This window comes from Brucella sp. NBRC 12950 (assembly GCF_030268145.1).
GTDB lineage: Bacteria > Pseudomonadota > Alphaproteobacteria > Rhizobiales > Rhizobiaceae > Brucella.
Genome location: NZ_BSQC01000002.1, coordinates 180,810 through 206,460, shown reverse-complemented (window position 1 = coordinate 206,460; position 25,651 = coordinate 180,810). Strand labels below are relative to the sequence as shown.

The following is a 25,651-nucleotide window of genomic DNA, read 5'->3' as shown; positions in this document are numbered from 1 at the left end:
ACCGGCTTCTCCACCGGCTGCATTTCCAATCCGATTCTTTTCTGAATTTTGATGTTGCCGTCCGACACAGCCATGCTAAAGCTATTACGTTTACGGAAACGTCAATTTTGGAGGACGATATGGCACTGCCGGATATTTTGAAGAACAATCTACGCGTTCCCGTCGTCGGAGCGCCTCTGTTTATCATTTCAAATCCGGCTCTAGTGCTTGCCCAATGTAAAGCAGGTATTGTTGGCTCGTTTCCGGCATTGAACGCACGTCCAGAAGCGCAGCTCGATGATTGGCTCGCTGAGATCACTGAAGAGCTGTCTACCCATAATGCTAAGAATCCGGATCGTCCCGCCGCACCTTTCGCGGTCAACCAGATCGTTCATCGCTCGAACAAACGGCTTGAACACGATATGGGGCTTTGCGTAAAATACAAAGTTCCAATCGTCATATCTTCACTCGGTGCAGTGCCAGAAGTGAACGCCGCCATCCACTCCTATGGCGGCATCGTGCTTCACGACGTAATCAATAATCGTCACGCCAACTCTGCGATCCGAAAAGGCGCCGACGGTCTGATTGCTGTCGCGGCGGGCGCCGGTGGTCACGCGGGATCACTTTCTCCTTTCGCGCTTATTCAGGAAATACGCGAATGGTTCGATGGCCCACTTCTGCTTTCCGGAGCAATTGCCAATGGTGGAGCGATTCTTGCGGCACAGGCCATGGGAGCGGACCTCGCCTATATCGGCTCTCCGTTTATCGCGACTTCAGAAGCCCGCGCATCTGAGGGCTACAAACAGATGATTGTGGATTCCACCTCGTCCGATATCGTCTATTCCAATTATTTCACGGGCATTGCAGGCAACTACCTCAAGCCTTCGATTGCTAATTCCGGTCTCGATCCGGACAATCTCCCACAAGCCGATCCATCAAAAATGGATTTTGATAAAGCGCATCAGGACGGCGCCAAGGCATGGAAGGACATTTGGGGCTGCGGACAGGGGATTGGAGCCGTAAAAGAAGTTACACCTGTGAACCAACTCGTTGATCGGCTTCAAACCGAATATCTTGATGCGCGCAGACGTCTCCGCGATTAAGACACGCTGTTTCAGGAGGAACAACGGGACGGTTGAGAATGTCCATAACAAAGATGCAGAATATTTGTTTTGGACCTTGCTTTCCCCGATGCTTTTGGGTATCAGCGCAGCGTTCGGTCAAAATTGATCGATATTCCTTGGGAATAGGAACTTATGTTCCAGGCCGCTTTAGCTCAGTTGGTAGAGCACATCATTCGTAATGATGGGGTCAGCAGTTCGAGTCTGCTAAGCGGCACCATAAAATCAAGCACTTAGCGCCATCAGTCATCAATCAGAATTATCGGTGTCACCATAGTGTCACTGTAGTTTGAGCTGCTCGTGACACCTGTTTTCTTTGGTGAAATACATCTGTCAGTTGACGAGTCGTCAATCTCCTGCCAGCCTTCGTTGGACAGTTGAAGGGAGGCCAGTGTACATGACGAATGGGCGAACAGATGACCCCCCGACAGGTGAGGTTATTGAGTTTACCACAGACGGCGGGATCACAATAACAGGTTCTCTGCATTTTAATGGAACACGAATGGGTGTGTATTCCAAAGGTCACCGACCAGAAGAACTCCCGAAGCAATACACCTCCGAGTTTACACAAGGTTTCTTCGAAGTTAGACGCTGGCGTAGCTCCAGCGCAGCATAAAAAATCCAGTGCGCAATACGATGACACATTACGCTTAAAACCTAATTTTTAAGGGCTTACCATGAACCAACACGTTAATCGTGATTCTCGTGAAGTAGTCGCGTATCATGAGGCTGGACATGCTGTGATGGCTATGAGCTTTGGCTTTCCCGTGTACTCAATCACAATTGTTCCACAGGATGGTTTTAACGGCTTAGTAAGCTGGGGAGCACCGCCGCTAAACGATAAAGACACAATAAGAAAAGTAGTTTTCGTGAAAATGGCAGGTTTAGGGGCTGACTATTCACATCGGCAAGAATCTGACATTTTTGACAAGAACGATAATGAAATCATCCGCGGGCTACAATCAGATATCAAAAGTTCGGAAGACTTACTTGCAAACATCGGTGAGCGAGGCTTTGCGAAATTCTACGGCACGATGGCAGCAAGTCTTTTGTCGGAACCTCAGAGATGGGAAATAGTAAAACTAATTGCAAATATCCTGCTTGAAACGAAAGCTATAGACGGACAAGACTTTATCAAACAGATCAGCGATAAATGCCCAAAATTAAACGAGGATCAATTCCAGTTGAAATCGGCAGTTATTGATAAGCTAAAAGAGCAAGAAAACCTTTCTGCATAGTAGTTAAGAGATGATCCTATTCATCACATCGTCACTATTTTCGCAGGAGGAATAGTGAAAGCTGCCAGACTGAAATCTGTACGTTAGCGAATGGCTAAAAGGCGATGCTTATTCACTGAGAGAAAATCATATTAAATCTTGGTCTAAATATCCGGTTTATTTGATGTTTTAGGCAGGAGTCCGTTCGAAACCGGCGAAGGCAAATCAGTCACGCATAAAATACATTCCTACTAAAGCATCATATTGACGACTCACCCAGCGCCTGACACGTTCTGTTAAGTACAAATGACTCTGACCAAACAGGTTACCCAAAAATGTCTATTGATAGCTATTATCGTGAAAAATTCAATAATGCTGTTTACTGTTTCGCTTCGCCAGAAAACCTGAACAAACGGGTACTTAACGCCTTTGTGTCAATGATAACGGTAGACCCAGCGAAGTTCACTAACGAAGCGCTTGGTGAGCAATACCGCGAGCTTTTGGCTCGCGTTAACTCCACTCCCGAACAATTTGAGGGGCAAGGCACACTCCAAGCTACCCTCGACACCATGAGCGAAGATGAGTTGTACGACGTCGCGAAACAAATCATCTCAATTCACAATGAACTCCTTCGAGATATGAAGCCGGGCGAGTTTTAATCCTCACCGACATTTTGGGGGCCATTACGTGGCCTCCCTCAAAATCCTTCACTTCTTATCCTGCGCCAGCACGGCAAGCACCTGATCGAGCCGGGTATTCGTCCCTCGTGAGGCCTCTCGTGTCTCGTCGCGAAGTTCCCGCACGCTGTCCCGCAACTGCTTCACATGATCGTCAAGATCAACACGCCTGACGTATTCATCCCGGACACGGTTCACGCGGTCATGCAATTGGTCATCACCAAGTTTGATCGATGCTGACAATGAGCGAAACGTGGCAATAAGCGCCACGGTGAAGGTGCCGCCCAATCCTGCAGTAAGACCAATCAGCCATTTAATGTCCTCACCCATTTACCAGCACTTCCTCGACTTGCCGAATTGATTATGTGAGACAATGCCCTGCCCCGCCTTGGTATCATTGCTCGCCAGATAGACCGCTGTGTCTGGCTTAACGCTGATCGGCTTCCAGCCCGCGCAGTTCGTCGCATTGCTCGCGCAACCCGCCAAGCTGCTTGCACAAAGCAACAGCATCCATGTTGATAACTTCCTCATCTATACCGATAGCACCCGCGCCGCCGATTGTTGCCACATCTGTTTTGTTCGCCTTTGTGGTGGCCGTTACAGTGTTTGAAGATACGAACGCACCCTTAGCCCATAGGCCAGCCTCGGCAGCGCGTCGGTTCACAAGGCCTTGCACGGTGACTTTCTTTCCAGTTTTGGGATCCGTGGCCTTCACCCATCGGGCAAGCTCACCAGGCACCGCATTATAATCACCCTTGTTCAATTTCTTGAGCAACGTCGATGAATGCAATTCGCCTGTGTTGAAGTCAAAAGACGAAAGAACTGCGAACTGGTTGTCTGTCAGCGGGACCTTGACTAGCTTCTCGACCCGCGCTTCAAATTTTGCCAGATCCCTGAGGAGTATGCGCGATGCTTCCACCTTGGAGGTCGTCATACCGGGAGTGACAGTCGGAGCGCCAGCCGCTGACGTATGGCCGTATCCAATCGTCCAAATGCCTGCGACATCCTTATAAGCCGTTGTCTTGCGGCCTTCCCACTGCTTGATGAGCGAAAGCCCCGCCGCGTTGATGCGTCGTGCCATTGTGTTTCCTTTCGGCAAATGAAAAGCCGCCCTTGGGGCGACTGGACAGATGTTGAAGACTCGGATTGATTGGGGTGGGATTAAGAATGGGGGAAGTGATATGTCAGTTTGGTGCGATACAATCCGAGCGCAAAAATGCCTTGAAGTTCGATATGACGACTTCACGCGAATTGTTGAGGTTCACGCTGTCGGATACACTAGAGAGGGCAATGCAATAGCCCGCGTTTGGCAAGTCCGAGGCGGCAGCAATAGCAATGAGCGTGTCGGTTGGAAGCTGCTCAGGCTCGATGAAGCATTCTCGGCCCATATGATTGACGAAAAGTCCGAAGCACCCCGCCGAGGGTATACACGCGGTGACAAAGCGATGAGCCGGATAGCTTGCGAAGTCTAGATCACCACAATCACACTTTCCGTCTTCCCAGATACTGCAATCAGATACATGCATAGTGTTCTCTCTTTGCTATAAAAAAAACCGCCTCAAGGGCGGTGCGGTCGATCAGACGGTGAGAAGGCTTAGAGCTTTACTGCCTCTCGCCAGAAGTCGTCTTTTTGTTCGACAGACCAGCCTAACGAGAGCCGAACCGTCTCGCTTAACGGATGCAGGCGATTGAAGTTCTGCGCACCTAAGACAAGCATTTCGGCGCTGTCCCTGTCGCTTTGGGTTGGCAGCTGATCGATAATAGCTTGCAACGGAGACGGGATATTTAGGCCCGGAATAGCAGTAAGCGCTTCTGCCTTAGTGATAATTTCCAGAACGAACAGTTGCTGGAAGAACTGGCGACGACTTATGTCGTCTGGGATCGGACCGTTCGGTGTTTCCGGTTTGGTGTATTCGGCAATCGACCCATATTCTCCCGAAATGCCTTTTTCCCAAACCTCAACACCGTGTCGTGTATCCGCGTTATCGGTAGTTGAAAAAGGGATTTCTCCTAGGATCGTTTCCAACTCAACGAACACCACGTCAGCCGTAAAACAAGTTTTATCGGCGTTTTCCCACCGAAGGTTTCGAACACTTTTGACGGTTCTATTTTTAAAGTCTTCAAGAACGTCCATTAAGCTACCCTCATTGCTAGAACCGCGCCGCCTGTGTTAATCGTCAACCCCATCATGCTGCGCCAAGAACCCCATCCATATATCCGAGCATCTGAAATGACTGAGCCGCGACGAAAGGCACTGAGGTATAACCAACAGCATCCATCACGCTTTTGCCGCTCTTTACGCGGATCGGCTCGCCAAACCTTGGGTTGGTAATACTTTCTGGATTTTTCAACGGTGTCACCCTGCACAATCGGCTGAAGGTTGTTTTGCCAATAGATGTTGTCGAGGGTGTTCCGCAGCAACACGGTTTTAATACGCTGCACTTCCTCGATATCGTCTGGGATCGACCGGCCCTCCCACTGGTGCGGCTCGCTTTCCGCGACCAAATCACCGAATGGCACCATATCATCCCATGGTTCGTTGGAAATGATATGATCGACACCACGACCGCCGGCCATGATAACCCGGCGAAGCTCTGCAATGCCATCACCGTCGAAATCGACGCGGACAAAGCATTCAGCGACTTCGATTTCATCAATTGACGTGTGATGACCCTGCGCAGTCGTTCCGATGGCGCGCTTACTTTCGGCACCATCATCAAGATTAAGCAAATCAGCCCCATCAGCAGCCGATAGCGCTTCAATGGTGGCCTTGTCATATCCAGCTGCGATCAGCTCACCACGGCGCTTTGTCGTGACTTGAGCAACAATCGGACTATCATCGATATTCTTAGCATCAGGATGAATACGAAACTCACTGCGCGGCACGCATTCAAGCTTCACATTCTTCTGGTCGTACTGCCTTTTGATCTGGATCGTGTAAAACCCTAGCTCGTCCTGAGCGGCACCAAGTATTTCAATGGAAGGATCAGAGACAAGGATCTGCGCGCCCTGAACGTCGAGTCCGTCCATCGTGCTAGTTTGGGTCTCACGGTGTGTTTCCACGAACCACTTGAGAACACCGTTTCGCTTTAGCAGCGCATCATGTATAGCGTCATAAATCGCTCGCTGACCGCCGCTTTCTGGCAAAACAATGTAGTTTACATAGTCAGTAGCCTGATCTGCACTGCCTTCGTCACCTTCAGCTACTGGTGCATACTCCACGATCTTATCGGAACCGAAGAAAACGCGATAAACCGAAGGCAGCATTTTCTTGATTGTTGATCGCACATCTTTGGAGATTGCGACCGATCGACCGTCATCAGACGGCGTGTCTCTCATCACCCCGTCATAGTATTCCTGCGCACGCTGGAGTTCGGGCTTCAACTGGCTGTCGTAATAATTGTCGCAGTCATCCAGCAGCCCGCCGACGATACCGGCTAGCTCTTCATCTGTCATATTCGGCATAGATTATACCACCTTGCGAGGGGTGAATTTCCAATTGGTGGCAGGCTTATAAACGGTCGCAAATCGCAACATCATCATCGCGTAACGCGACGCTGAAATTGTATCGTCACGTTCTTTGACAACCTGGCGGTTCTTCGTCGTACCAGACGGCATCGACAGTCGGACCCTGCCATTTCTCACGGCCCTTTTCATAAGCCTTGAACGACAATAGCGCCTCATCGGCCTGCACATCGCCACCGCCGCCCCACCGAACCACCACGCTGTCGAGCAGATTGGGAACGCCCATAGCTCTCGTTCGCGATACAATACAATCAGCCGGGATGAAGTCAGTTCCCCACTGATCTTCTATCGCTGGCGGTCCGACGAGAATGCGCTGTGGGTTATCGCGAGTGCTTTCACCTGTAACAGATCCAGCCCACATGACTGGTGCTTTGTCGAATGTTGCGCCATTCCACCAATCAGGATAACGACCAGTTAGATGAATAGCCCACTCCGCACCGCCAGCAATCGTCTTGCCCAACTGGTTGCCTGCCATAAACAGGCGCTCTGACTTCGTTGCGCCTGCCGTGTGGAACTCTTTCTGCTTGGCATAGGGCGCGTAGCTCTTGAGCTTATTCGTCTTCTTCCGGCGCTCCAGTTCCGCCAGCAGCGATTGCAACTCCTGCTGTTCCGAGTAATTCAGTAATTCGAGCATTCAACTGCTCCTCTGGCGTGGTCTGGAGAGAGCCAGATACGTTCAGGTCAAGCTTATCGCTGTATTTCTTCGGGCGAAGTTTGCCAGCCATCCACTTACGTGCATCGACGCGAAGCTTGTGAGCGGCGTAGAGCCTCGCCGTTCTCGCGCCAGCCTATCGCCTCGCCATCACTGTTATGACGCTCCATCCAATCGTTGCTGCCATCGTCGGCAATTTCGAGAATGTCATCGAATATAGCGTCAGCCTGAGCCTCGCGTGCGCGTGCGTATTGGTCCGCAAAGGCTGTGTGCTGTGAAAGCCACTTGAAAACAGTAGACCGAGCAGGGAAGCTTTCTTCTGCGCAGATGGTCCGTAAGCTATCGCCATCAGCAATACGCTCACAAATCGCGTCTGCCATTTCCTGATTGAAAAAGCCCTTCTGCTCTATATCGGCCATATTGTTTCCTTTCGCCGGTTTGCGCGGTCGAAATGAATATTCTTACTTATTAGCCCACTGCGACTAAAGTATGAATCCAAAACATCAAAAATTATGTCGCTGTGCCTTTTAATTATCGTTCAGCCAGAACATCTTCTCTTGAAAATTTACACGACTCAGAGCTTGTAAAAATCTCTAAATGGGGGATTTCTGATGGATCAGGCGACTGGTGGGCCAGATGTGGCGATTATTGGCAATAATGAAGCGAAGAATGCGAGCTCATCACTACTCAAAGAAATGAAACGTACCAAAGGTTCACGTTTTAATGCTTCGATGCGCCTAGAAGAACGTGCACGCAAACGGACGAGAAACACAGCATATGCATCAGCCAGCGTCGTTTGCTTAACCCTTATACCAGCATTCTTCGACGTCTTCGAGCCAATAGAGAAAGCAATTTCTCTGGTGACGATTGCCTTATCGATCTTTATTCTTGCATCGTCTTTGTTACAGACAGCAGACGCAGATCCCGTGAAAGCCGATCAATTTCAACGGTGCGCACTCGAAATAAATTCTTTGCGTCGTGAGTTCCGATCAACACAGAATTTCTCACTTAAAAACACACAAGAATATTCTACCAGATTTGACGGTATCTTACAGCGTTACAACATCAACCATGAAGAGGTCGATTATGAAAAATATCGCCTTGATCATCCTGATGAGTTCGAAAACTTTCCACAGGCTGAAACCGAAAAAGCACGCGAAGATGTTAAGTCTACACACGATATTTTTGACAGGTATGCGTCGTTAATTATAGTTCCAACGGGACTGCTTATCGTTCTAGCCGCATTAAAACCTTCCATTCAAATAATTGATAAAATTATTGCGTATTTTAATTAGGTTATCGTTTTAAAATAACTAAAAATTTGAAAAATACACTATAGAGACCAGCATGGAAAATGAAAACAAAAGTAGCATTTTCTCTAAATCTTTCGAAAATATACGTATCAGAAATAAAGAGTCGGATGCATTTTTAGAAACAGCCTCTCATGTAATTAAGCGCGCACTACATGAGACAGAAGGATTTGAAGAATTCAACAAGGTTGTGCGATATGATATTGTTACAAACCCCAAAATTCCCGGTTGGTTAGCAGTAAAATTTTCTGACCGCTTACTTGGCCGCGTCGACGTGAAAGGTAACCATGCCCGCGAACAAGGCCCTTCACTCGTTTACAGTCGCGGACCGAATGGCCAAATGATCGTTATGTTATTCCCAATTAGTTCAGAAATTGCATCGGCTAACGAAGATACACTATTTCTGAGAATTGGCTTTTTCGATCAATGGGAACTACGGCAAGGTGTTCGCCAAGACGTAAAAGATCTAATTGCCTATGCCTACGAAACAAGTATCGATCTTTATCCAACCTTCAGCCAGAAATTTCGTATCAAATGGTTGCGTTTTGCAAATGAAAAGAACGTGGATGGAAAACACCAATATTCGCCACGGAAAGTAGCTATTCGGAAGCTCCTAGGAATGGCATTTTCAGGCGCATTTACTGGCACATTTAGGTTTATTACTCCCGCTGCACTAGGTTGGTTCGTTGGTCGCTACGGCACTGACTGGCTGACGAATTGGTTCAAATAAAGATTCAATACTTTAAGTTTCTTTCCACCTACGCCTATGATCTTCATGGGAGAGAACATTTTCTTATATAACGGAGATTATATGAACTGGTTTGCAATAATATCAGCAGTACTTTGGGGCGTATCAAGTGGAGCTTGGCTCTGGGCTGCGACCGTTAAACCGCCAATTGTTAAAGACCCACATGGGTATGAGAACGCTTTGATAGTAAGAGATGGACCGAACGGAGGATTGAGCCTTGGTGGAATGCTAAATCCAAGTTTCAAAAAATTCGACGCCTATTTTTCTGCAAGTGCGAAGCGAAACGCATTCGCCGCTGTAATAAGTGCAGCAGCATCGTTTTTTGCACTTTTAGCGATAGTTTATCAATAAGCAGAAAGCGACCTAAGCCGCCTTAGATACAATTCCCATCATGTAATAAACCTTACATGCTTCGTTACGAATGTCAACTCGTTTCGTACCCGTTATGAAGCCTGAGAACGTTTATCCCCACCGGGAACGGAAAGGAAACGAAAATACACAGCGCAGTCCCGTAAATCTTGTTTCAATACCAAGGCCAATTCTCGATCCCCCACCCCGAGCATGCTGGCGATTTCTGCAGCTGATTTCCCGTAAACACAGTAATGCGTAAGGCGCTGCGTCAGCGGCTCGCCCAGCTTCCGAACCGCTGCGTTTAATTCTGACAATGCCTCACAGCGTCTATCAGAAATGCCCTTTATCGATCCGCCGCCACTGGCACCTTCATAGTTGGGCGAACGTGCATCTGCCGTACCTGCCACCTCCCATAGACGAGCGAAATGTGATCCTGCATGATACAGCGCAATATCAGCGGTCCTTCGTCCAAAGACCCACTCGAATGTACCTGGGCGCGCCCTGATCGTGCGCTTATCCTTGCGCTTACCAGTCACACGAATATCAATCGTTGCCACCCTTGCGCCCTCGCAACCAGCTGACGGCAGTTTCCGGCTTGCTTCCAGCTTCTTGCTCACTGTTGCCATATTAAACACCTGCCCTGCGCGCATATTTTATCAATTCCGGCTTGCTTAAAACGTGATCTGTCGGCCTGAAACCACAAGGGCGACACGAAGGGGTGTACCGATCATTGATGCACACCCACCTTTGAAAGCCCCAACGGTTTTCCTTCACGAAGACAAATCGGCGGTCTCCGCCGTCGAAATTTCCCGCCATGTCATTGAAAAGCAGTTCGCAGACTGTACCGTCGATCACGGCCTGAGAAACAGGCGTCCAAGGATTGGCCCGATCATGAGCAAGCCGCGCCTTGCGCTCTGCAATGGTTTCAGAGCCGGCAAATACTGACCGTTGCATAGACTGACCGCTCATAGGACAGTCCGTTTCTGGAGCCAAACACGATGTGCGCGGCCCGGTGCTTTCTTGGATCTGGCAATATGGCGCTTCACTCGAAACAGCCACCACAGGCCACGCATGCGGGCAAGAAACCTCATGCAGCCTTCCTCCGCTTCTTTGTGCCTTTGAACCAAGTAACCGCCAGAGCTTTCCAGTGAGGCACCTTGTGGGAAATCGCGAGAAGCTTGGCGTCCGCATCGGCTTTCGCACCGAGCCCAACAATCGCCGCGGTTAAATCTTCTGGCTCGAACGTGTCGGCGTAATCTGGGTCTGTCATTAGGTGCTCAACCGCCCGAATGTGCGGTGTGCTGATCGGTGCGAGATTTGCCTTTGCCAGAACCTCAAGCATCTTGCGGGCATTCATCGCGGTATATTTCTTCACGACCGCTGACACCGCGCTGATTGCAACTGTATCGCCAGCTTCGTACTTGCCATTGTTCGCCAGCAGCAACCGGACTTCGATAAACAGGGGAAGTCTTGAAACCTCTCGGTTCGCGGATCGGATTGCGTCAAGCTGCTCTTTGGTTGCGCGACCGGCGATGAGGTCATTGTATGGAACCTTGACGTTCCAGTCATAAGCCAAGTCAGTAGCTGCACGGACACCAAGGCGCGTTGACGACATTTCCAGCGAGATAACACCAACACCAGCGCCAGATTTTGCAGCGTTCACGCCGACCGCAACGCCTACAACGGTTTTACCCATGGAAGGCCGAGCGCCAACAATGATCAATTCGCCGGGGTGCATGCCGCCCGTCAAATGGTTGATATCAGTCAGACCCCATGTCGTGCCGGTAATACCAGTGCCGCGCTGCATAGCCTCTTCGGCCTCAACCAGCGCTGCTTCTGCTGCCTCGCCAATAGTGACAAGGGTTTTCCCACGTGGGCCTGCGCGCATCTGCGCGGCGATTTCATCCGAGTTTCGGGTAAATTCCTTGATGACCTGCTCCGTATCAATCGAAGCATCGGACATGGCAACATGAAGCCGTCCAGCCTCTTCTGCAAGCTTTAACCGCGCCCATTGAGCAATTACCGCACGCGCTGACTTAATCAGGCGGGGAACGCCATAGACCGCTTCAATGCACAGCTTACAGATTTGAAGAGCGTCAGGCTGACGTGTTTGAAAGGGATGATGTTCGTCGGTTTGAAAAGCGACACGGCGTCGGGTTGGAAAATGAAGCGGCGATACCTACCTAATTTTCCAAAGTTTTGAAAAATTGGGGCAACGGCTGCGACGAGAACTTTGGCTGATTTTTCATATGTATTGAATTTAATAGTTTTCAGGTCGCACCAAAGGCTGGAGCATTCACAAATGAGACAATATTTGGATTTCATACTGCACAGCTATTGGGAGGATTATGCAAATAATGAGGCAATATTAAGATATATCGTATCTCTGATTTCAGGCACAGCAATCGTATTACTGGTGTTTGGCTTCCACGACAGTCTATTTGAATTTTTGACGATTTTAACGTCCACGGTTTTAGATTTCACATTTCTTTCAATAACTTATTTTTGGACAAAATTGTAACTGACCAACTTGCCATAGTACCGCGACGTAGTGAATGAACCAGTTTTCTGTCAGAACTCGCCGAATTTCACACCTCTGAACGGCTCATTCCGTACCAAGATAACGCAAAGCCGTACCCCAATAAGTTTTCCCCATTTATTAGGTTTGCTCGACACCTAATCGAATACTAGATTTTTTGTCTCATGTTTCGACGGGGAAATTCTATGAAAACCGCATTTTTAAGCGCTGTGCTAAGCTTATTGGTCGCCTATAATGCCAACGCACAGGGAACCAGAGCGCCACAACCCTCATGCACAAATTGTACGGCTCCCAACGGAGGCTCTCATGGTGACGGGAACGGGAATATACTTTGCCCAGACTGTTTTGGAAAACTTTTCCCAGAGGGAGGCAGGTTGAACCCTAGTCAGGGGGTTATTGTTCCAAATGGTCACGGGGCACCTGCCGGCTCAGGGGCTGGCGGAGGCGGGTCAAGCAATACCGCTTGTTCAGGGTGTCATGAATAGAGTGGAAGTAATGGAAGCCAACGGTAAAATCGGACCACATCAAGGCATTGAGCTGAAACTTATGCTTGAGGGAAAAAAACCTCTGGCAAAGTTTGCAGCTGATAACGGGATTACCGCGGAGCAGCTCGGGGACGCAGATTTTGCTCCCTACGTAAAGTCTGGCCGTATTAAACAGTTCACTGTGCAGAAATTTGATGGATTTGTAGAGTGGAGGATTTACTGTCTGCCGGGAGAGGAGTGGCGCGCAAAATTATGCGTATTGATGCTTGAAAAGGGTGATGATCCATACTTCCGTAAACTGTTTGATGAAAATGATCTACATCGGATTGATGGAGCCCTTCTTGGTTATGAGAAGACAGATGTTGAGTTCTTCATCGAAACAATCACAAAGAGACGCATTCAGTTGGCCGGAAAATCCGTTTAAGGTTGTTAAAGAAGCAGCGTACGAGAAAACATCTTGTTGATTGTTCTTGGACGTCAAAGCGACTTCAAACCGCCGCTGACGATGAAAGTGACAGCGGCGGCAAGGATGCCGCCTACGACAATCCACATGATGCGCGTAAGCACGCCGCTGACATTCTTTATCTGGTTTGCAAGGTCATCAAATCTACGGTCCACGTTTTTCCATTTCTCATCGGTTCTGGCGTCTGCGATTTCAGACTGACGCTGCCATGCCTCTAATGACGTAATTCGGGATAATATTGATGTGACCAGATGCTCAAGAGCATTCAGGCGCGAGCGAAGATCGGCTTCATCTGGCATTTGATTGCTCACTTCTTCCCCCAAACGTCTTTCACTGTATGACCGCCCATGTAGAGCGCAAGAAATGTGATCGTCAGGCTGACAAGTACACTGAGATCAGGGATTGCGAAGGTGACGCCAGTCATGCCGCTGACAATCGGAGCAGCCATCAAGGCATAAAACCAAGCCAGCATCAGGAACCACATCCAAGCCGGACGCCAAGCCCACGTCCAGAGAGCCTCAGACTTATCCATTTCAGCTTTGAAAAGATCGTTGGTAAGCCGCTGCTGCTCAACATAAAGACGCAGAATTTCGGGATTGTCTTCTGCTGCCACGACCGCGGTGTGGATCTGATCAGCTGGCAAAGTCGGGATGACGACAGGATCAACACCAAGGGTATCTGCGATGGTGTCAACGACCGCTCCCGCCAGCCCGCCGATAGTCGGGCCAAGCTGGGCGGAAACGATATCTTTCACAATTCCCGATCCGGTGCGGACGGCAGAGGATAGGATTGCATCAAGGATTGCAGGTATCGCCAAGGTGCATATTCATTGTCTTTCCAAATTTGGATACGCCAGAGCGCCAGCATGTGATGGGCCGTGACAGTGTGACTTCCTGAGAGTGTGAGATATTTTATTTGTGCTGCGGGCCCGCAACCAACCCCAAGGCGCAGAACCCCGGTTTAGTCCCCGCTGCCAGGGTTTTCTTATTTCTGGAGCCAGTTAAAATTCGACTAGCGCAGGTCATCTTTGAGACGCCACTAGCGATCTGCGTACCCCCGGCCCGTGCTATCCTTCATACCACAGGCCGGGGCTTTCCTTTCGGCATAAAAAAACCGCCTTAAGGGTGATCAATAGGTTGGCCGGCGTTGAACCAAGCCGGACTTGGTTCGTTATCCCCGCATGGAGGAAATTTCCATGATTAACAACGGCTACGACATTCGTCGCGAAACGGATGGAACATGGACGGTGATTGACGTCTTCAAAGGTGAACCTGTAGCAATCAAAGGACATCTGCAAGTTGGATTGACGGAATCAGATGCCAATGAAGCTCTCGATGGCCTCAGCCGAAAATATAGCGAGCGACACGACGAAGGCGGTTCAGGTCGATTGCCCTGATCCTATTGATGGGACGAAAAATGGAGTGGCTTGGCTGGGTCCCCGCGGTGGGTCTGATCACATTAGTACTCTTACTCACGGTCGTGTGGCTAATTGAGCGCGGTTAGCCACGGCCAACTCTATCGAAAAATGAGGCGGGTATCGCCAACGTGCAAATTGAAATCTTCCCTCATATTTTGATAAATCGCCCTCTTGAAAGGGCGTAATTTATGACTAAATCGACGCGATCATTCCGACAAAACGCGTTCGATCAAATGGTGGTTTCGATGAGCGACCGTTTGTTTGACAGTCCTGTTTTCGTGAAGGATAGACCTAACTTAACCGGCGAAATTGTCAGCATCGGAGATGCCTTGGATTTTCTCGATGAGCGGTCCTTGCACGACCCAGGTTTGATTTGTGAGGCAGCTTGTAAAGCGTGCTGTGATGCTCACGACTGTATTAGACCAGTTGAAGCAGCAGAAAGCGCCATTCGAGGTTTCGCCAAGAAGAGCGGGATGCTCGAAGAGCCGGAGGTCGCAATCCCTTGGACGCAGGTGAAAAACTCAGCTGGCGGACGGGTTCAGGCATAGGAGTGGGTCATTTGGTGTCTGTTTATCCTAGCAGCAATAATAGCGGCTCTCGGCTAAGTAACGACGACACTGGCTTGGAAAGAGATTAAGTACCATAGGAACCATCCTCACCAGCCGCAATCACTAAGACCGAAAAGCACCGGCAACGCGCCGGGGTTTTTGTTTCCTTTCATTCCTCGGATTAGCTGCCGCTCGAATGCTAAGTGAGTAACCCCGGATTTGACCTACCGTCGTCCGGGGTTTTATTTTCGGCGATCGGTGATAATCTGTCCATGCGTTGGTGAATATCAGACCACTTAAACGTATAACCTCGGCAAGGTCGCGCGCTGTTCTTGCCGGGGTTTGTTTCAGGAAGTGAGGACTGATGAGCCAATTACGAGAATTTATTACGTCAGATATCGGACAGATGATTATCGGCGGGGCGACGCCAATTGTGGCTGTTGGGATATTGATCCTAGTCGCTCAACACCGTCGCGTTAAGTTCTGAAAAGAGGATTATGGAGCCAGCAACTCGGCCGCTCTTTCCTCTCCGAAGAGCTGTGTCGCAATCTGCTCAAGTAGCCGTCAAAGCTCGTGATCGGAACGAAAGGTATTTGCCGTGGTGAATAGGCGCTATGTGCGCACAGGCTGCGTTGCCATGGCCTCATTCACCTGATCGGCTTGGCTTCTGTCAGTCGCCCACAAAGTGTAACGGCGGGCAATACGGTTACAGGCTGAACGTGCAGAGGAGTGTATTCCACCACTTTGCCATTTTCCCATTTACGCAGTCCCTAGTTTTCAAGAAATTCAGACCATTGACCTTCTGTTATTTCAATCGCATCAGCAGGTATTATACAATCAGGATTTTTTTCATATCCAACAATCTGCGGCGTGGCATTGGCTTCGTCTTCAGTTGGCGCAGGTACTTCACCGCAAACTGGTCCGGTCTGCTGGCTGCACATCTATGACGAGTTTTATCAATCTCGGTCGGCTTATACGGCCTTGGCAGCGACATTGCGGGAACGGTAACAGCTATCGGTCACGGCAAATATTTCATATCTCAGATCGTAATTGAAAAATTGGGCGCAAAGGAGGGCGAAGCCTTCTCGATTCAAAAACCTTCAAAGGTTTAATCGATCTCAAAGCACTATGAAAATCGCCGTTGCAGTGTGTTGCGATATGCACGTGATCTGCGTAAGGCTGTAAAAGCTAAACGTCTAATTGTAACAGCCTGTGAAGGTCTGTTGCTTTCTCTTCTTAAGCAGCCCGCACGCTATCCTGAGTGGCGCGAAGCCCTAGCGCGCGAAAGTCTGAAGGAAATTGAAGATGAAGTGGGATGAGTTCTTTATGGAGCATGCGCGCCTTGCTGCACGTAAATCCAAAGACACTACCAAAGTGGGTGCAGCTTTGATTGGGCCGGACGGTGAAGTCCGGCTCACTGCTTTTAACGGCCCGCCAAAGGGCGTAAATGACACGCCAGATCGTTTCCAGCGACCAGCTAAATATCTCTTCGCAAGCCACGCCGAAGCAAACCTTATCGCCTTTGCAGCACGTGCAGGCATCCAGACTAAAGGCTGCCTTGTGTATATCACACACGCCCCTTGTGCTAGTTGCGCCCGTACGCTCATTCAGGCAGGCATCATCGGCGTTGTCTTTGGTGACGGCACCACGTCTATGCCAACGGAAGAATTTGAAGCGGCCAAGACGATGTTAGGCGAGGCCGGAGTGGGCTATTTGGCGATAGACGCCTTGCCCTAGAACAAAGGATAGTGCTGAGCGGGTGCAGCACTATCGCCAAAAGCGCTTCATCGCAGCACCATTTCTGTTAAACAGCATAACTCTATATACACTTTTAGAGACAACAAGATCTCAAAAACTTAACGTTTTCAATGTTGTATCGTGTTGTTTCTAGACACATCCTTCGCAAGGATGGGATCAGCAGTTCGAGTCTGCGATGCGGCACCACTTTTCATTGAAAATTCATTTGGATAGGATTTAATCTCCCCTACGGATTCGTGTCTCTTGAATGCTGGTAGCCATCAGTTGAGAAGCAAAGAGAAACGCATTACGTCATCAGGTCAGTCCCGCCCGGCACTTGCTCAGACGAGGCTTTTTTTATCCTCGTGTTTGATAAACCAACAGTTGGCGGCCGCTGGTTCCTCGTGTCGGCTCGTGTGGCAAAGTTTTCCACACAAGGTGGCAGCTGGTGAGGCGGCCAAAAGGCGACGGGTGAATTGGCCATATTATTTTGTTTACTAAGCAGTTTGTTTGAGCAATATCGTCCACATGAAAACAACTTGCCTTTTTCTGGCCAGCGCTGCCTTCACTTGCCTTTACTACGAGCGGTATTGGCGTTGGCGAGACTGCATCGGTGAAGCGTCTTCAAGCTGCGTGACTGGAGACGGAAGTAATCTGACCAGTGGCGGCCAACTATGGGGTTTATTCGCAGTAGTATTTCTCTTGCTTGCATTGTGTTCGGCTTTCCGATCACGACAACATTAGGCCTAAGATCAGAAAAGGCTGGACGTTTCAGGCTATCAACATTCCTAGCCAGTGTACTGACACTTCCGTCAACTGTTGAAACAAGCACACGTTGCACCTTAGCTTCAGCGCCGCCGTTCTGATTTGTAGCCCGCCTGGGTGCTCCGAAACGTGGCGGGTATTGTTTTTGTAAAGTATCACTCTGAAGTCATATTCGGTAATGTGAGTGAAGCATGATTGAGTTTCCCCGAAGGGGGCGATTTCTCCGAAAGGATTTCGCCCGGACCGTGGTTTTACATCATATGTCCTCGCAGGTTCAAATCCTGCTATCTCACTTACTTCTATCCATCCTTCACGGCTTTCGCCGCCTCGTATTCCTTTGTGGCTTTGCCTCGAACTCAAAAAGACCTTATGCTGGACACATCGGGCCTTGGATTTGCTAGCGTCTTTCGGAACCCTGATGTGCCGCCCCGAAAGAGATAGCAAAAACGTAAAGTATTCGCGCCTTAGACCTGTCGCGTGCGGCAGGGCCAAGCAGTAAACCTAACATGTTGTGACTAATTTATAGGGCTTTTATTTTATAATGTGTGTGGTTTACTTCTTCGAAGAGAAAAGGAGATAAACATGCATTCCAGAATAATGTTAATTTTGATCGGTTTCGCCATATCTTCGGTTTCCAGCGCGAATGCAGAAACGAAGAAGCCTAAATTTGAGATGAATGCAGACCGAATGGAGCAAGTTTCAAAAACGACAACTCAGCTCAACGGCAATGCGGTAATCCGGTTGGGAGGATCAGAGATTAGAACCAACAAGGCAAGGATTGTCTTCAATACAAATAAAGTAACCGTTTATACAGATACGTTTATCGCGACTGGAAATAGATAGTTTAACTGTGAAACATTACTGAGACAAAGCGTCAACGGAGTGCGAGGGTGTTTCGCACCGCGGGCGCACCAAGCGCCGATCCTTGCATGGAGCTGACGGGGCGTGACTATCCTCTAGGAAAAGGCAGGTCACTATAGCGTCATAGAAAATGGCGGGGCGGGCTTGCTGTTACGATTACTATGGCCTGTAGTTTATAGTCGCTCGTTCAATGGTTTTCGATACGCGGATGCCCCAAAACATAACTGTTCTGCGCCGCGTTTTTCTCACGAAACGCAATGCCTCTCGTTTCAATTTGGTAAGCACGCCTACCTTCTTGCTTTTTGCAATTGACGCTACTTTCCGACCATCTTCGATACCACTGGCCAAGTATCCACTTTGTGGTGCGGATCCATTGTTCAATATTATGTCTTGAACAGCGATAGCGGGTTGCATTTGCCAAAGTGAGAAATCGTTGACGGTTGGATCGAACAGATAGTCATCGATCGGAGTTAAACCGGCCACATAGTTCATGAGCGCCTTGCGAGCAGCGCTTTTGCTAATCACATAAGCACCTGATCCCCAATGCTTGAAAGCAAGTTGGACCAGCTTCCGATCATTTATAAGACCAACGTGCTTTGTCGCAATGATTGTTGGCTCGTTGACAGTTTCCAGCTTAACTATTTCTGCCCCAGATGGAATCCAATCAACCGAGTTTATAAATGCACCCGCATCATCAGATAAATGCAGGTCATCTTCCATCACGACAGCGTAGTCATCCACGCCTGCCACTATTTTCCGAAATATGGCGATGTGGGACTCAGCACAGGCGATTTCGCCCACCGTCATCGGTTTTCCCTGTTGGCGTTGAGCTCGGTATACTTTAATGTCATTGTCAGAAAATAATTTACCATCAACCGCCGGTAGTCGTTCAAAATCAATTGATTGAGATTGCAAAATTTGCGACATCCGCGCCATACGTTCTGGGGCGCGATCAAGATTGACAATATAACACTTCATAATGATTTAACCTGTTACACCTTCGTGTCGCGCATCAAAATTTTATGCAATTGAGGTTCTATGGCCGTTCCCGTGCTTCTCTATCACCAAATAGCTGCTTTGCCTCAAAGAAATGTGCCTTACCAAGGACTATTTGTTCACCCCGATAGTTTTCGTCGGCAAATGCGATCCCTGAAATATTTAGGCTATAAAGGGCTTTCCGTTCGTGATGCTTGGCCATACTTGCGTGGAGAAAAGCAAGGCAAGGTCGTGGTGATTACGTTTGATGATGGTTTTCGGAACACATTCGAAAACGCTGCACCTGTCCTCGCGGATTGTGGATTCACCGCCACAAATTATTTCGTAGCCAATCAGATTGGCGGAAGCAATGTGTGGGATCAAAAGGAGGGGTTACCGGACACCCCCTGCATGAGCCTGTCACAAATGCGAGAATGGCACGCGCTGGGCCATGAAGTGGGCGCTCATACGCTTGACCATGTCCTGTTACCCGATACTGACGATCATGAGGCTCGCCGCCAAATCACTCAATCTAAAAGTATGTTGGAGGATATGCTTGGTTGGTCCGTACCAAGTTTTTGTTATCCGTATGGCGGGAACAATCAGCGGCATCGCGACATGGTGCGCGATGCTGGTTATGAAAGCGCTTTTACAACCGTCAGTAAGAGTGCCAAGCCTGATGATGACACATATGGAATTCCGCGGTTCTATATCAGATACCGACACTCGGTTGCCGAAGCGCTTCTACGTATTATGCTGAAGTAATTAAAATCAAGAAAGCTTATTTTATAGCTCATCGGCGGCCTTCCAAGAATCTTTGTGCTGTAACTCTGTTCGGCTAAACAGAATGCGAATCCTGCGCAAGAACTGCAAAAATTGTACGCAAGACTGCAATGCGGCCGGTATAGCCCTATCCTGCGATGCTGCTTTAACCTCATTCTTCGGATTTATTGCCAGCATTGCCAATTTTTGAAAAACTGACGCTGGCTGATTTGATTGACGCGTGGATCAATTGCAACTGGTTCGGACGATGAAATGGCAGCGCCACTCGACACCATACCACCGACATTCCTGCTTACCGTCAGCGAGCAACTCAGATTCTCAACAATCGGCAGCATCGTGCCGCCTGTTTCATAAATGACATTCGCAAGGACATGCGATCCGCTTATCCGACAGATTACGGCGCTGCGCATTATTAAAAAATGGCTCTCCTGCAACTAACCTCTGCCTGCGGAGGAAGCCCACCAAAAGGTGCCGCCCTTCCCCGGAGAACGTCTTCTTTTCCATCTGATTGACCTTAAAAGGTAGCGTTGAGAACGTCGTTACATCGCGCTCGATTTCTCTTCTTTTATAGACATTATGCGATGATCAATTAGCGCCGTCCCAAACCCGAAAACTTTCAACCCCGTGCGCTTCACCGCGTTAAACTTTTCGTTAGACGCCGTTCCTATCTAACAAGAGCTCGAGTATCATAGTGGTGCGGTGAGATAAATGCGAATCAGTCTTAGCGCAGAACCTCGGCAAGCCCGTGCTGCCGGGGTTTTTTGCCGAAACACTCACGCTAACCCGACCCGCCAGGACCACCCGCTAATAGACGCGAACTTGTATAGCGAAGTCTTATATTGCCTCATATTCAAGCAGGAGGCGCACATGACCGATTCCATCGCCCGTACAGAAAGACAGTTAGGTGCCATCATCCGTCGCGCTCGCAGGCAATCCAGCCTCACTCCAGGGGCTCTCGGTGATCTGTTCCATATGCGCCAGGGCATGATCTCTCGCCTTCAGGCAGGGGAGCAAGCTGCCAGCCGCGTACCCTGATGGCTGGGTGGTCTGCTCTAAAGCTCGAACTGGTGATCCACCCTCGGACGAAGGCAAGCGCGTCAGACATTAAGAATATATGATGGTACGGCGCAACCCACATACGCCTCTCAAATGTCTTTCAGAAGGCCCGTCTCGTCGGATTGTTGCGCCGGGTAAACTCTGGTGCAATGGACTCAACCTTCGTCCCGCGAATGGTTCGCCTGGAGCGAGACATTTCCTGTTTCGGTGTCGTCGTCGCCACCTTATGGCGCAACAAAATCACGAGAGGGCGGCCGGTGCCCTCGCGCCGCGCCTGCCTGAGAGCGGTCGTGACAGATTGCAATTAAGATACAAGACGCATTTTGCCAAATGTACCAATCACTTCGCTTTTCATGAGTGATACACCAGCGCCGGTGCTCAAATTCTTCTACCTGATTTGCTATCAAACAGATGAACACGGCTTTCATCTCCTTTGATGTGTATTTGATGTCCGAGTTCGACCTCACTGTCGCGGGGAAACTCGACAGTCAGCATTTTAGGTTGGCCAATCTCGATATAACCAAACATCTGACTGCCCAATCGTTCAACCACTGCAAGTTCACCGCTAAACCATGCTTCCTGTTCCGAACAGACGGCTAGATCTTCAGGCCGAACACCGAGCACGATACGATCCTGAACACTAAGCGGTGCTGCATTAGAATTGAGTGGTATATCTGTACCCATGCAGGAGAGCGTCAGCGTTTTTCCACCGATTTGTCCAACCTCGGCAGGAAGTGCATTCATCGTCGGACTGCCAATAAACTGTGCAACAAAAAGACTGGCGGGCTTGCGATAAATATCAAGCGGCTTGCCAATCTGTTCGACATTACCCTTGTTCATAACCACAATACGATCAGCGAGAGTCATAGCTTCAACCTGATCATGCGTAACATAAACCGTAGTCGCCTTGATCTTGCGGTGCAGTTTTGCAATTTCCAACCGCATCTCGACCCGCAAAGCTGCATCAAGATTAGACAGTGGCTCATCAAACAAAAATGCATTGGGTTCGCGGACAATTGCGCGACCCATCGCGACGCGCTGACGTTGACCACCTGAAAGTTGGGCTGGACGTCGTTCGAGAAACTCACCAATCTTTAGCGTCTCGGCGACAGCGCCAATGCGTGACTGCACATCATTGTCATTCGATCCACGCATCTTTAGCCCAAAAGCCATATTCTCCTCCACACTCATGTGCGGATAGAGCGCGTAGTCCTGAAAAACCATCGCGATGTTACGCTCTGAAGGCGACAGCTCATTGACGACAGCATCGCCAAATTTCAACTCACCGCCAGATATATCCTCCAGACCCGCGATCATTCTGAGCAAGGTTGATTTTCCGCAACCGGAAGGACCGACCAAAACGACAAACTCCCCGCTCTCGATCCGAAAGTCCAGAGCATGGATAACTTTATGGTTGCCATAGGTCTTTTGGATACGCTCCAATGCGATGGCGATCATGCATTCTCCTCCCAGAGTTTTCGCTTGACGTCAATTATCGATATTATTATCAATAATGATAATTGACGTGTTAAGCAAGAAGGCTCAGGCAGCGGCGTGGCATATTTTTCATCCAAACTCGTTCAGAGCAAACCTCCAAAGGCAGCAGCCGTATTTGAGGCGCTAAAGCGAGACATCATGCTCGGTACATTACCTGCGGGCGCCAATTTGACCGAACTGGAAATCGCAGCGCATTTTCAGTGCAGCCAGGGGCCAGTTCGTGAAGCTCTCCTTCAATTGCAGGAAGAAGGGCTCGTGCTGAGACAGGGTCATAGGGGTACTCAAGTGTCTCTATGCACACCAGATGAAGCTGTTGAAATGTTTCGTCTGCGCAACTCCATTGAATGCAACGGGATCCCTCGCGTGATGATGCGACGGACCATGAAACTAACTGATGATCTCAAGAGCATGCTCGAAGGGATGCTGCAAGCAGCCGATGACGAAGATGAATATCGTCTTGCTGCAATAGATCGCGACTTTCACAGGCGTATCTTCGACGAAGCTGACCTGCCGGCGCTGAATCCTATTTTACATCGTTGCCTTGTACATAATCATCGCTTCAAAATTTCACAAAGCCGCAGCGCACGCGACTTGCGTGGTACCGCGCTGCGTCATTGCTCAATCATTGATGCCATAGAAGCTGCTGACCTTGAGGCTGCGCAAACAGCTATGCGACATCACATTGCAACCATCGTCGATTTCGGACCCGCGGTATTCCCCGAAGAAGGTCGCAGCTGATGTCGCGCTGTATCAACCATGATTTACAAGCAGAAATGCAGGCTCTTCTCGAAAAAATTACCGTTGAGTTTGCAGGCTTACCCGATCCAACGACGCTTCTACCGGCAGCCGGGCGGGCGCTTGCAGAAAAGAACAATCAGCGCTGGAATATCAATCTTCCTGAAATGCAGAATGTGCGTTCAATGCAAATTGACGCAAACCCGAGTATTGGCTCGCAGCAAACACCACTCCTTGTTCTGGAACCGATCAACAAAAAACGCGGCATCATTCTTTTCGTTCATGGTGGCGGCTTTGCGTTTTGCAGCCCTAAAACGCATGAGCGGTGCGCACGGGTGCTTGCCGAAAAGACCAGCTTAACTGTGGTTCTACCCGATTACCGTCTAGCACCGGAAAACCCTTTTCCCGCAGGCCTAAACGATGTCATCGGCACTATGCGGGCATTGGTTGATGGACGGTTGGAAGGACTGGACGACCCCGTCTATATCGCTGGCGATTCTGCCGGCGCAAATCTTGCTCTCTCAGCGATGTTGCATGAGGCAGAAAATAGCCAATTGCTGCCAAAAGGCGCTCTGCTATTTTATGGCAACTATGCCATGGATTTTGAAACTCCGTCATATCAGGCTTTCATCAATGGCCCCGGACTGACCACCGACAGAATGAAGCGTTACTGGAACTGGTATGCGAGTGGACAGAACATCGCTTCAAATGCACTCGCCTGCCCGCTTCACGCCAGCGATGGAACACTCAAAAAAATGCCCCCGCTATATCTGACAGCAGCAGGCATTGACCCCCTGCTTTCCGATACGATTTTGCTGCACGAGCGGCTTTCAAAGATTGGTCGCAAGGACGAATTAGTTATCACAGAAGGCGTCGTACACGGCTTTCTTCAATACACGAATGAACTGACGGCAGCTGAAGCGGCGTTGGAGGACGCGGCGAAGGCATTAAGCCGAATGGCCTGAACAAGAGGCCTTCGTAAACAACTGGGAGGAGTTGACATGTTGAAATCTCTTATGCTCGGTGCAGCATTTACGGTTGCGCTCACATTTTCCGCGCAGTCTGCTGAAACGGTACGCTTCTGGTACCACTTCGACAATCCGGAAAATCCGATGTCGGAACTGGTCGCCAAATTTGAAAAAGCCAATCCGGACATTAAAATCGAAGCAGAGAACATTCCATGGAACAGCTATTACGATAATCTCTACACTTCGATCATTGGTGGCAGCGCACCAGACGCTGCGATGGTGAAGCTGTTTGCACAACCACGATTAACGGAAATGGAAGCCCTTGAACCGCTCGGCGACCGGATCAATGGCTGGGCAGGCAAAGATGACCTGCTCGATAATTTGCTGGAGCTAAACAAAGCAGCTGATGGCAACCAATATTACCTGCCAATTCAGTATGTCGTTCTGTATCTCTATTATCGTGCCGATCTTTTCAAGGAGGCAGGCCTTGAGGCCCCTAAAACCTGTGACGATTTCCGCAATGCTGCAATCAAGCTTACCGACGCACCAAAACGCTATGGCTTTGGCCTGCGCGGCGGTAAGGGTGGATGGGACCAGTGGGGCGCATTCGTTCTTTCACAAGGCGGCGAAATCAAGCCAGGCGGCTTGACAACGCCGTCAGCTGTTGCGGCCAATCAATGGGCGATCGATCTTTTCCAGAAGGACAAAGTCATTCCTCCATCAGCACCAAACGATGGGTTTCAGGAGATCATTTCAGCATTCAAAACCGGTAAGACTGCAATGACGATCCACCATATTGGCTCGTCTAAGGATCTCGTGGCAGCACTTGGCGATAAGGTATCAGCAGTTCCCGTTCCTGAATGCGGCGGCAGCCGCTGGACATCTTATGGTGATGAATCGCTTGCGATTTTCTCGTCTTCCGAAGTGAAAGATGCTGCATGGAAATGGATTTCCTTCCTCGCAGAGGGTGAAAACAACGTCTCCTTCAACAGCGCAACCGGCCAGATGACAGTCACAAAAAGCGGCTCAAAAGACTGGAAACTGCATGATCGTCGCTTTGTTGATGCGACAGTCGATTCCCTGCCCTTTGCACATGTGCTCCCACAAAATGAAGGTACATCAGAATTCGTGAATACCGCGTGGCAAACTGCCATGCAACGTGCACTTGCAGGCCAAATCACATCTGAGCAGATGATGCAGGAACTGGAAAGCCTATTCCAGAACTAAGCCTCCGACGTATGG

31 protein-coding genes, 1 tRNA gene and 2 pseudogenes are annotated in these 25,651 nt (G+C 49.4%); 17 read left to right on the top strand and 17 right to left on the bottom strand.

Going from position 1 to position 25,651, the window contains the following annotated elements; translation table 11 throughout:
- The first annotated feature begins 119 nt into the window (after positions 1–119).
- The 4 genes from QSJ70_RS03945 to QSJ70_RS03930 all read left to right on the top strand — a co-directional run bounded on the left by QSJ70_RS03945 (position 120) and on the right by QSJ70_RS03930 (position 2,976).
- Entirely contained in the window at positions 120–1,082 is a 963-nt protein-coding gene (locus QSJ70_RS03945; protein WP_215777011.1) for an NAD(P)H-dependent flavin oxidoreductase, read from the top strand.
- 162 nt (positions 1,083–1,244) lie between these two features.
- Positions 1,245–1,320, top strand: a tRNA-Thr gene (locus tag QSJ70_RS03940).
- Between the two features lie 457 nt (positions 1,321–1,777).
- Positions 1,778–2,338: a M41 family metallopeptidase gene (locus tag QSJ70_RS03935; RefSeq protein WP_285534896.1), complete on the top strand. Its 561-nt coding sequence runs from the start codon at positions 1,778–1,780 to the stop codon at positions 2,336–2,338.
- Between the two features lie 314 nt (positions 2,339–2,652).
- A complete protein-coding gene (locus tag QSJ70_RS03930) occupies positions 2,653–2,976 on the top strand; it encodes a hypothetical protein (RefSeq protein WP_285534895.1) in 324 nt (107 codons plus the stop codon).
- A gap of 48 nt (positions 2,977–3,024) precedes the next feature.
- On the opposite strand, the gene QSJ70_RS03925 is transcribed toward QSJ70_RS03930, so the two are convergent.
- The 9 genes and pseudogenes from QSJ70_RS03925 to QSJ70_RS03895 all read right to left on the bottom strand — a co-directional run bounded on the left by QSJ70_RS03925 (position 3,025) and on the right by QSJ70_RS03895 (position 7,590).
- A complete protein-coding gene (locus tag QSJ70_RS03925; protein ID WP_285534894.1) occupies positions 3,025–3,324 on the bottom strand; it encodes a hypothetical protein in 300 nt (99 codons plus the stop codon).
- Positions 3,325–3,421: 97 nt separating this feature from the next.
- Positions 3,422–4,075 carry a lysozyme gene (locus QSJ70_RS03920; protein WP_285534893.1) on the bottom strand — a complete coding sequence of 218 codons (654 nt, stop codon included), beginning with the start codon at positions 4,073–4,075 and terminating at the stop codon, positions 3,422–3,424.
- A 103-nt stretch (positions 4,076–4,178) separates the two neighbouring features.
- Positions 4,179–4,520, bottom strand: a complete 342-nt coding sequence (locus tag QSJ70_RS03915) for a hypothetical protein (RefSeq protein WP_285534892.1) — start codon at positions 4,518–4,520, stop codon at positions 4,179–4,181.
- 68 nt (positions 4,521–4,588) lie between these two features.
- Positions 4,589–5,128 (bottom strand): hypothetical protein, encoded by a 540-nt coding sequence (locus QSJ70_RS03910; protein WP_285534891.1) that lies wholly within the window; start codon positions 5,126–5,128, stop codon positions 4,589–4,591.
- 52 nt (positions 5,129–5,180) lie between these two features.
- Complete coding sequence (locus QSJ70_RS27740) at positions 5,181–5,354, bottom strand: portal protein (RefSeq protein ID WP_502871661.1); 174 nt, start codon at positions 5,352–5,354, stop codon at positions 5,181–5,183.
- A gap of 4 nt (positions 5,355–5,358) precedes the next feature.
- Positions 5,359–6,450, bottom strand: a pseudogene (locus tag QSJ70_RS03905) (portal protein); the annotation flags it as partial.
- Between the two features lie 133 nt (positions 6,451–6,583).
- Positions 6,584–7,153, bottom strand: a pseudogene (locus QSJ70_RS03900) (terminase large subunit domain-containing protein); the annotation flags it as partial.
- On the bottom strand, positions 7,071–7,244 hold the full coding sequence (locus tag QSJ70_RS27655; RefSeq protein WP_352230985.1) for a hypothetical protein: 174 nt from the start codon (positions 7,242–7,244) through the stop codon (positions 7,071–7,073). The gene QSJ70_RS27655 and the pseudogene QSJ70_RS03900, both read right to left, overlap by 83 nt.
- Before the next feature lie 4 nt (positions 7,245–7,248).
- On the bottom strand, positions 7,249–7,590 hold the full coding sequence (locus QSJ70_RS03895) for a terminase small subunit-like protein (protein ID WP_285534887.1): 342 nt from the start codon (positions 7,588–7,590) through the stop codon (positions 7,249–7,251).
- Positions 7,591–7,782: 192 nt separating this feature from the next.
- On the opposite strand from QSJ70_RS03895, the gene QSJ70_RS03890 reads away from it, so the two are divergent.
- The 3 genes from QSJ70_RS03890 to QSJ70_RS03880 all read left to right on the top strand — a co-directional run bounded on the left by QSJ70_RS03890 (position 7,783) and on the right by QSJ70_RS03880 (position 9,580).
- Positions 7,783–8,466: an SLATT domain-containing protein gene (locus QSJ70_RS03890; protein WP_285534886.1), complete on the top strand. Its 684-nt coding sequence runs from the start codon at positions 7,783–7,785 to the stop codon at positions 8,464–8,466.
- A 52-nt stretch (positions 8,467–8,518) separates the two neighbouring features.
- Positions 8,519–9,211: a hypothetical protein gene (locus QSJ70_RS03885; protein ID WP_285534885.1), complete on the top strand. Its 693-nt coding sequence runs from the start codon at positions 8,519–8,521 to the stop codon at positions 9,209–9,211.
- Positions 9,212–9,292: 81 nt separating this feature from the next.
- Entirely contained in the window at positions 9,293–9,580 is a 288-nt protein-coding gene (locus tag QSJ70_RS03880; RefSeq protein ID WP_285534884.1) for a hypothetical protein, read from the top strand.
- Positions 9,581–9,672: 92 nt separating this feature from the next.
- Here the strand turns inward: QSJ70_RS03880 and QSJ70_RS03875 are convergent, their stop codons facing one another.
- From QSJ70_RS03875 to QSJ70_RS03865, 3 genes are all read right to left on the bottom strand, one after another.
- Positions 9,673–10,206 carry a hypothetical protein gene (locus QSJ70_RS03875; protein ID WP_285534883.1) on the bottom strand — a complete coding sequence of 178 codons (534 nt, stop codon included), beginning with the start codon at positions 10,204–10,206 and terminating at the stop codon, positions 9,673–9,675.
- 1 nt (position 10,207) lies between these two features.
- A complete protein-coding gene (locus tag QSJ70_RS03870; protein ID WP_285534882.1) occupies positions 10,208–10,549 on the bottom strand; it encodes a hypothetical protein in 342 nt (113 codons plus the stop codon).
- A gap of 118 nt (positions 10,550–10,667) precedes the next feature.
- The gene (locus QSJ70_RS03865) at positions 10,668–11,543 is read right to left on the bottom strand and encodes a DnaB-like helicase C-terminal domain-containing protein (RefSeq protein WP_285534881.1); all 876 of its coding nucleotides are present in this window, start codon (positions 11,541–11,543) and stop codon (positions 10,668–10,670) included.
- A gap of 981 nt (positions 11,544–12,524) precedes the next feature.
- Here QSJ70_RS03865 and QSJ70_RS03860 point away from each other — a divergent pair.
- Positions 12,525–13,028, top strand: a complete 504-nt coding sequence (locus QSJ70_RS03860; protein WP_285534880.1) for a hypothetical protein — start codon at positions 12,525–12,527, stop codon at positions 13,026–13,028.
- Between the two features lie 53 nt (positions 13,029–13,081).
- Here the strand turns inward: QSJ70_RS03860 and QSJ70_RS03855 are convergent, their stop codons facing one another.
- Positions 13,082–13,378 (bottom strand): hypothetical protein, encoded by a 297-nt coding sequence (locus QSJ70_RS03855; protein WP_285534879.1) that lies wholly within the window; start codon positions 13,376–13,378, stop codon positions 13,082–13,084.
- Entirely contained in the window at positions 13,375–13,884 is a 510-nt protein-coding gene (locus QSJ70_RS03850; RefSeq protein WP_285534878.1) for a hypothetical protein, read from the bottom strand. The genes QSJ70_RS03855 and QSJ70_RS03850 overlap by 4 nt, the downstream gene beginning before the upstream one ends.
- A 378-nt stretch (positions 13,885–14,262) precedes the next feature.
- Here QSJ70_RS03850 and QSJ70_RS03845 point away from each other — a divergent pair, with 378 nt between their 5' ends.
- From QSJ70_RS03845 to QSJ70_RS03830, 4 genes are all read left to right on the top strand, one after another.
- A complete protein-coding gene (locus tag QSJ70_RS03845) occupies positions 14,263–14,463 on the top strand; it encodes a hypothetical protein (RefSeq protein ID WP_285534877.1) in 201 nt (66 codons plus the stop codon).
- A 209-nt stretch (positions 14,464–14,672) separates the two neighbouring features.
- Positions 14,673–15,032: a DUF982 domain-containing protein gene (locus QSJ70_RS03840; RefSeq protein ID WP_285534876.1), complete on the top strand. Its 360-nt coding sequence runs from the start codon at positions 14,673–14,675 to the stop codon at positions 15,030–15,032.
- A gap of 1,305 nt (positions 15,033–16,337) precedes the next feature.
- Positions 16,338–16,769, top strand: a complete 432-nt coding sequence (locus QSJ70_RS03835; RefSeq protein ID WP_285534874.1) for a deoxycytidylate deaminase — start codon at positions 16,338–16,340, stop codon at positions 16,767–16,769.
- 1,347 nt (positions 16,770–18,116) lie between these two features.
- Positions 18,117–18,377, top strand: coding sequence for a hypothetical protein (locus QSJ70_RS03830; RefSeq protein WP_285534873.1), 261 nt, complete (start codon positions 18,117–18,119; stop codon positions 18,375–18,377).
- A gap of 177 nt (positions 18,378–18,554) precedes the next feature.
- On the opposite strand, the gene QSJ70_RS03825 is transcribed toward QSJ70_RS03830, so the two are convergent.
- On the bottom strand, positions 18,555–19,373 hold the full coding sequence (locus tag QSJ70_RS03825; protein WP_215777170.1) for a glycosyltransferase family 25 protein: 819 nt from the start codon (positions 19,371–19,373) through the stop codon (positions 18,555–18,557).
- A 60-nt stretch (positions 19,374–19,433) separates the two neighbouring features.
- On the opposite strand from QSJ70_RS03825, the gene QSJ70_RS03820 reads away from it, so the two are divergent.
- A complete protein-coding gene (locus tag QSJ70_RS03820) occupies positions 19,434–20,135 on the top strand; it encodes a polysaccharide deacetylase family protein (protein ID WP_215777172.1) in 702 nt (233 codons plus the stop codon).
- Positions 20,136–20,317: 182 nt separating this feature from the next.
- Here QSJ70_RS03820 and QSJ70_RS03815 read toward each other — a convergent pair whose 3' ends face one another.
- Positions 20,318–20,563 (bottom strand): hypothetical protein, encoded by a 246-nt coding sequence (locus QSJ70_RS03815; protein ID WP_285534871.1) that lies wholly within the window; start codon positions 20,561–20,563, stop codon positions 20,318–20,320.
- Between the two features lie 457 nt (positions 20,564–21,020).
- Between QSJ70_RS03815 and QSJ70_RS03810 the strand changes: the two genes are divergently transcribed.
- On the top strand, positions 21,021–21,188 hold the full coding sequence (locus tag QSJ70_RS03810) for a hypothetical protein (RefSeq protein ID WP_352230984.1): 168 nt from the start codon (positions 21,021–21,023) through the stop codon (positions 21,186–21,188).
- A 399-nt stretch (positions 21,189–21,587) separates the two neighbouring features.
- Here the strand turns inward: QSJ70_RS03810 and QSJ70_RS03805 are convergent, their stop codons facing one another.
- Positions 21,588–22,667: an ABC transporter ATP-binding protein gene (locus QSJ70_RS03805; RefSeq protein ID WP_285534870.1), complete on the bottom strand. Its 1,080-nt coding sequence runs from the start codon at positions 22,665–22,667 to the stop codon at positions 21,588–21,590.
- Positions 22,668–22,763: 96 nt separating this feature from the next.
- Between QSJ70_RS03805 and QSJ70_RS03800 the strand changes: the two genes are divergently transcribed.
- The 3 genes from QSJ70_RS03800 to QSJ70_RS03790 are packed head-to-tail and all read left to right on the top strand — an operon-like array spanning position 22,764 to position 25,636.
- A complete protein-coding gene (locus tag QSJ70_RS03800) occupies positions 22,764–23,444 on the top strand; it encodes a GntR family transcriptional regulator (RefSeq protein ID WP_285534868.1) in 681 nt (226 codons plus the stop codon).
- Positions 23,444–24,406: an alpha/beta hydrolase gene (locus QSJ70_RS03795; RefSeq protein WP_215777180.1), complete on the top strand. Its 963-nt coding sequence runs from the start codon at positions 23,444–23,446 to the stop codon at positions 24,404–24,406. The genes QSJ70_RS03800 and QSJ70_RS03795 overlap by 1 nt, the downstream gene beginning before the upstream one ends.
- A 36-nt stretch (positions 24,407–24,442) precedes the next feature.
- Positions 24,443–25,636 (top strand): ABC transporter substrate-binding protein, encoded by a 1,194-nt coding sequence (locus QSJ70_RS03790; protein ID WP_285534864.1) that lies wholly within the window; start codon positions 24,443–24,445, stop codon positions 25,634–25,636.
- Positions 25,637–25,651 lie beyond the last annotated feature (15 nt).